This window comes from Bradyrhizobium sp. BRP56, from assembly GCF_020194035.1.
Taxonomy (GTDB): domain Bacteria; phylum Pseudomonadota; class Alphaproteobacteria; order Rhizobiales; family Xanthobacteraceae; genus Bradyrhizobium; species Bradyrhizobium australafricanum.
Map to the genome: position 1 here is coordinate 1 of NZ_JADYVV010000135.1, position 6,155 is coordinate 6,155.

The following is a 6,155-nucleotide window of genomic DNA, read 5'->3' on the forward strand; positions in this document are numbered from 1 at the left end:
TCTACCGGTTTGGTCGCCACCATCACCCGGACCGCACCCGACGGACCAATCACCGGTTCGCCTTCAGTGCCTGAACGATCGACGCAATCATCGTCGGGTCCGCACCACGACCGGCCCGGATCGTGATGCCGTTAACTTCGATCTCTATGACCGCGGAATCCGTCTTGGCTTTGCAGCGCACCGTTTTCCGCTCAAGCCCAAGAGCGGGCGTCGGCACTACGGCATCGACCACCGCCGGCACAAACTGTACTTCTTCTGCTTCGGAATGACCGCCCGCTGCTACTCGCAACTGACGGCGCCAGCCAAACAGCTGCGGCGGCGACAATCCATGCCGTCGCGCTACCGAGCAGACCGAGTCGCCACTCGCAGCGATCTCCGCAACAATCCGAGCCTTGTCCTCGTCGCTCCACTTCCGCCGACGACCGGCTCCGGTGAAGACCTCGAGCCGCCGCACCGGCTCCGTGATAGCAGTATGCACTGTGTCCATTCTAAGCCTAATGGTCCAAACCGAACCGCAGACTCGCAGATCACCCCGTCACTCGGTAGGTGGCCCCTGAACGGCGCTTACGGATCAACAACACTATTGGCAGAGCAACCATCAGAGCCAGTACCGGCAGACCAATCGTCAGCGCGGCGAAAACCGCCGGATTGACAGTACCGAACAGCCACATAGCGCCTATTACCAACTCAACCGCGGCCATTCGCGTAGCCGAGCCCATTGTATTGCTCGACCATCGTCAATGTGCCGCCGATCGACCAATCCTTGTTCTTCCCCGCCCACGGCGCGCAGTTGACCAGCGCATCAATGGCAGCCTCTTCCCACGACGAGAACGGCCCTCTCCCCGCTGGCACATGCGTTGAGACCTTGTTCCATGGATCGCCTCGAGCGAGAGAACCGGACCAGTCCTGCGAGCTCTCCCGCTCGTGGGCGACCGTGATGAAGGCCCAGGGAACTCCGGTCTTCACCTCGACAGCTTGGTAACGAGCCTTCGCCTCCCGGAGCGACAAGCCGCTTCGCCACGCCGGTAAAGTTCCGGGTCAGCTTGGCTTTGGCCCAGCGAGCCTCATTCGCCGCCTTCAAGGCTGCGAGGTCGGTCATTGATGCGCCTGTCAAAGAAAAAGCCGCCCGAAAGGCGGCTTGGTGTGTCTTAGTGGTCACGCTCAGCGCTTGCTCGGGCGGGTTGTGCCGAGTAAGTTGCCGCACCTAGTTAAGAACGGGCGGGCACTAATCTTGAAATACCGCGCTGACATCGATGGCTTGCGGGCCATCGCCGTACTGTCTGTGTTGGCCTTCCATTACAATGCAGCTCTGGCGGGCGGCTTTACCGGCGTCGATGTTTTCTTCGTAATCAGCGGGTTCCTGATAACGCAGCAACTCGCTGGCGAGATCGCAAACGGCACCTTCTCTGTCCTTAACTTCTACGACCGTCGCATTCGACGCATTGTGCCCGCGTTGGCTGTAGTTTTGTTGACCGTCTTATTGCTCGGCAAGTTCCTCCTGTTGCCCGGCGACTACAAATCGATGGCAGCGAGCGCGGCATACGCAGCATTCGGCGCCTCGAATTTCTTTTTCCAGTCGAACACCAGCTATTTCGACCAAACTTCCGACCTGATGCCGCTCCTGCACACCTGGTCGCTCGGCGTCGAGGAGCAATTCTATCTGGCTTGGCCATTGCTCCTGGCTCTCCTCGCCGCGGGCCGAAAGCAAATCGACCTCGCCGCCATCGTCGCTTCCGCTGTCGTGATCGGTTTCGGCGCAAGCCTGCTCTGGCTCGACGCGGATCCCAAGGGTGCCTTCTACATGGTGCTGCCGCGGGCGTGGGAACTCGGACTCGGCGCACTCTTGGTGTTCCTGCCGCCTTTGTCGCGACGGCTTGGCGCCGCGGCTATCGCGGCTGGCCTCGCGTCGATTGGCGCGGGCTTCGTCTTCGTCAGCGCGAGCGCATTCCCCGGCACGGCCGCACTCTACCCCTGCGTCGGCGCCGCGCTCGTAATCTGGCCGCGCCGGGACGAACCAAGGTTCAGCCATTGGCTCGGCAAGCTGCGCCCGATCGGGCTGATCTCCTACAGCCTGTATCTCTGGCACTGGCCGGTGTGGGTGTTGTTCCGCCACTACATCAACAACGCAGAGCCCAGCCGCCTTGAGGCGGTCGTGCTCGCAGCCGTCTCGATCGCCCTGGCAGTGCTGTCATTCCGCTTCGTTGAGAAGCCCTTCCGACAAGGCCCTTGGTTGCCGACGCGAACGGTGCAGGCCGGCCTCGCGGCCGGAATGACTGTCTTTTGCCTCGGAATGTATGTGAACAGCACCGATGGACTTCCGAAGCGTATTCCGCCGGCCGTCTATTCGATGCGCAGCCTCGACGCGATGTGGGAGTGGCCGTGCCCTAAATACGAACAATTGCCCGAGCTCAATAGCCAATACTGCTCGTTCGGACATCCGTGGACCACCGCTAAATCAAAAGCTCTTCTTTGGGGGGATAGCCACGCTGGCCATTTAGCCCCTCTAGTCCAAGTGGCTGCGCGACCTGACCAAGGAGTTCTCCTCTATACCAACTGCCCAGCCTCTTTCGGGGGCCGCGCGCAGCGACTTCAGTTCGACGGAGTACCGAATTTTGCCGAGTATTGCACTGATCAGCGAAAGCGCGCCGTTCAGTTGTTACGAGACGATCTTTCTATCGACACGGTGATCCTGGCAGCCTCTTGGAGCCCTATGCCAAATCAGGTTATCGGCGATACCAAGCTGAGCCCGAGCGCACGCATTGCCCTCGTCGCGGCAGGAATCGAGGATTTAATAAACGATACATCGATCCCAGGACGCCGTTTCGTTTTGGTCGGCAGCGTCCCGCAGTTCGACAAAGATCCCATTCCTTGCGCCGTAAACAACCTGCTAGGCCTCATGCGCCGGCCGTGCAGCGCAGACAAAGTGACGATCGAACACCTGAGGACATTCACGCTACCTACCGACGCCATGCTGAGAGACATCGCGGCGCGGCATCCCAATGTGACGGCCCTGATACCTAGAGATACATTATGCGCCCCCACTTGCCTGACCTATCTCGATGGCGAGTTTCTTTACCGTGACATTTCACACATCAGACGCAACCTGAACGAAAGCACCCGTCGAGATCTGGCAACCACCATCGGGCTTCAGTCGGCAATGAATGCGCAGATCAGCTCCGCAAGCAGGGACTAGATATAACCCCAAGCATGCCAACACACCGCGACCATAGACGTTCTCGCGTTATTGATCTGGAAACCCGTTGTCGAAATTGACGCAGCATTGATCGGCACCGCGGTTCCACCTGCAGTGCTTGTGCAAACCACGTTCGGAGACGCCGCCAAAGTCAGCGTGAATGTAATCAACGTGTTAGCGGCGTTGGTCGCGTTCTGAATCCCCACATCTCCACGCCGCCATCAGGGTGGCGCCGATATGCTTGATACCCAGACACACCTGGCGTTCCCGTTTCGCTGAACGAGCTCAAGCTGCTTTGACGTTGCTGCTAAAGTCCACCATCCGAGAGGGCACCGTGCCGAGAGACCACGTCCAACTCGATCTTAATGTTGCGCAAAAACCCAGAAGCGCTGTCGCGTTACGCTGGTCGACCCCGAGTCAAATAATCGAACCGGTGCCTAGGTTCGAAACCTGGCGTCCCGTGTTGGTGTATTTCAAATCGATTTCGGAAAGTGAGTTTTCGAAATTGCTCTCGTTGTTGTCAACGTAGACCTTAAGGAGGCAGTCATCGAAAGGCCCCGACTGCTGGCTGTCCAGCACTACTCGGTGCTGGCGCACGTTGTAGGAGAAATAAGATCGGTCTGCGCTGCGGGGTACGATAGCGAAGATCCACCTGGTCGCCGTTTCGCTGGAAATTGGCCGGGGTAATATACCGTGTCAAAGTCGCCGGACATGAACATGTCGCGAGCCCGCAACCGGGCGAAACGCACGACGCTAAGACCGGAAACGCTGCCAGTCTGCGTATAGTCGTGAATTTCGACGCCACGGCACACATCGGCCATGTAGATGCCTTGGCAATCCTTCGCGGAATCGACGGTGGTGTACGCGGTCTGCACGAAGCTAGGATGACCGACATTGCATCACAGCTCATGCGGCACAGCGTCAAGCTGTCCACCGAGGACTGGAAACTTCTTTTCATGGACGCGCTGAACCAGGAGATGCGCCTTGTTCCGAACATCAATGGAAATGGGTTCGTCAATCTCGGCCGGTCGTCGTCGAGCCTGGGCAAAGCCGAGTTCTCGAACGTGATTGACCTCGTCCACGAATTCGGCGCGCGTCGTGACGTCGTCTTCCATGATCCGGAGAGCCGGTCATGAGTCGCGCAATACCAGAATGGATTAGCAAGACGGACGACGAGGCGATTCCGGTTCGTGTCCGGCTGCGCACCTTCCAGAACTTCAAGGGCGTCTGTCACTCGCAAGCTTGAGCCGCGCAAGTGGCAGCTGGACCATATCGTCGCGCTGATCAATGGCGGAGAAAACCGCGAGCGCAATCTTTGGCCGCTCTGCACGTCGCCATGCCATTCGCGGAAGGCAAAGCTCGACCTCGCCGAGAAGTCCCGCGTCTACCATCGCGCAGTCTCTCACATCGGCACCTATCGACGTGAACCGCAGATCCGATCGCGCGGATTTCCGCAGCCTGAGCCGCAGAACACCGCGTGTCGGCCGATCCGCAGTATCCGTCCGAGCTAAGCCGCTGATAGTGGATCACCGATCTCACCGCTTGAGGAGTTCGGGGTCTTCCTTATGCATCCTGATGAGTTCTATCAGGTTTTCGATGCCGAAGTCGGTGAACGCCATGACGCCGTCTTCACCTATGCCGTAAACCCAGATGACGCCGTCTTCCGTTTCCATTCCGCTTGCGACATCCCAGAGCCAGTCCTCGTCCTCTCCGAGGTCTTTCGCGACGCGACTGATGGTGAAGACGGCATGAACTTTGTTGACGTGCATGGCTACGCCGCCTGAGCGGAGGACGTCGATGTGGGAGGCGTCCAATTCCACGGCAGCAACTCGTGCAGCCGGCTTTGTGGCATGTTGGCGATGCGCGCAAGCACGTCGGCAAGCCAGGCTTTCGGGTCGATGTCGTTGAGACGCGCCGTCATGATGAGCGTGGCCATCACGGCAGCCCGCTCGGCGCCGTGATTAGAACCGGCGAACAACCATGCCTTTCTTCCAAGAGCAAAACAGCGCAATGCTCGCTCTGCAGCATTGTTCGTCATGCAGATCCTCCCGTCGTGGACAAGGCGGGCAAAGCCGTCCCAACGGTTGAGCAGATAATTGATCGGCTTAATCACGTTGGACGAACGCGAGAGCCCGGCAGCTTCCGCCCGGAGCCAAGCCTCAAGGTCGGTTAGCAGTGGCGCGCTTCTCTCCCGGCGGATCTGCAGCCGCTCCTCAGCGCTCAGCCCATAGATATCGCGCTCGATCTCAAACAATTGGTCAATCCGACGAACCGCTTCCAGCGCAACGGGCGAGATCGCCGTCGCCGATCTTCCCCGGCGAGCGTTCTGGGCGATGTCGGCAAGTTCGAAGAACGCCCTCCGGCCATGTGCCCAGCAGAAGGCCGGCGTGGCCGGCAACGCCTTGCGTCCGGGATCGAAGAGAGCATTGAACCCGCTATAGGCATCGGCCAGCAGGATATCGGCGAAGTTCTGAAGATGCCGCGCGGGATGCTCGCCGCGCCGATCACGTGAGGCGTAGAACAGCGCCGCGCTGGATCTCGCCCGCCGAATGGCCGATCGTCGCGAACATAGGTCCAAATCCGGCCGGTATCTGCTTTCCCTTTCGCCAGGATCGGGATCTTGGGGTAAGTAGGCCGGAGGGATTTCACCTCCAGCCTCTCGCAGAGATGAACTATGTTTCGTGTGGGGCAGAAGGTGGTTCGGTTTAGTGGTGGCCCAGGCTGCGTCATCACCAACCATCTGAGCAGGAAGGACTATACGTATCCAGAGCTTGTCTGGCCGGCATCGCGCAGCGGCAACATTTGGAACCAATGACGAGGCGTCAGAGCTGGCCTCGCAAATTCGGACAGTAGCTTGAGTGGATTTTCTGCCTGACAGCGGCGAGGATTCTTGCTGCGAATCAGGAGCGAAGATGACGAAGAAGAGCCGCCGGACGCATTCTCCGGCATTCAAGGCGAAGGT

Annotated in this window: 5 protein-coding genes and 1 pseudogene; 2 read left to right on the forward strand and 4 right to left on the reverse strand. The window is 59.3% G+C overall.

Going from position 1 to position 6,155, the window contains the following annotated elements; translation table 11 throughout:
• Positions 1-49: 49 nt before the first annotated feature.
• The gene (locus I6F38_RS42725) at positions 50-487 is read right to left on the reverse strand and encodes a transposase (RefSeq protein WP_225164617.1); all 438 of its coding nucleotides are present in this window, start codon (positions 485-487) and stop codon (positions 50-52) included.
• 200 nt (positions 488-687) lie between these two features.
• Positions 688-1,008, reverse strand: a complete 321-nt coding sequence (locus I6F38_RS42730) for a hypothetical protein (protein WP_225164618.1) — start codon at positions 1,006-1,008, stop codon at positions 688-690.
• 223 nt (positions 1,009-1,231) lie between these two features.
• On the opposite strand from I6F38_RS42730, the gene I6F38_RS42735 reads away from it, so the two are divergent.
• Together I6F38_RS42735 and I6F38_RS42740 are read left to right on the forward strand one after the other, a co-directional pair.
• Positions 1,232-3,193: an acyltransferase family protein gene (locus I6F38_RS42735; protein WP_225164619.1), complete on the forward strand. Its 1,962-nt coding sequence runs from the start codon at positions 1,232-1,234 to the stop codon at positions 3,191-3,193.
• Between the two features lie 884 nt (positions 3,194-4,077).
• On the forward strand, positions 4,078-4,329 hold the full coding sequence (locus tag I6F38_RS42740; protein WP_225164620.1) for a recombination protein NinB: 252 nt from the start codon (positions 4,078-4,080) through the stop codon (positions 4,327-4,329).
• Between the two features lie 399 nt (positions 4,330-4,728).
• Here the strand turns inward: I6F38_RS42740 and I6F38_RS42750 are convergent, their stop codons facing one another.
• Both I6F38_RS42750 and I6F38_RS42755 read right to left on the reverse strand, forming a co-directional pair.
• Positions 4,729-4,962 carry a hypothetical protein gene (locus I6F38_RS42750; protein ID WP_172647597.1) on the reverse strand — a complete coding sequence of 78 codons (234 nt, stop codon included), beginning with the start codon at positions 4,960-4,962 and terminating at the stop codon, positions 4,729-4,731.
• A 2-nt stretch (positions 4,963-4,964) separates the two neighbouring features.
• Positions 4,965-5,812 (reverse strand): annotated as a pseudogene (locus I6F38_RS42755) (IS66 family transposase); the annotation flags it as partial.
• Between the last annotated feature and the right edge of the window lie 343 nt (positions 5,813-6,155).

Excerpts from the sequence above, each read along its gene's own strand:
- I6F38_RS42740 (WP_225164620.1), top strand. The coding sequence starts at position 4,078 with ATGACCGACATTGCATCACAGCTCATGCGGCACAGCGTCAAGCTGTCC.
- I6F38_RS42725 (WP_225164617.1), bottom strand. The coding sequence starts at position 487 with ATGGACACAGTGCATACTGCTATCACGGAGCCGGTGCGGCGGCTCGAG.
- I6F38_RS42750 (WP_172647597.1), bottom strand. The coding sequence starts at position 4,962 with ATGCACGTCAACAAAGTTCATGCCGTCTTCACCATCAGTCGCGTCGCG.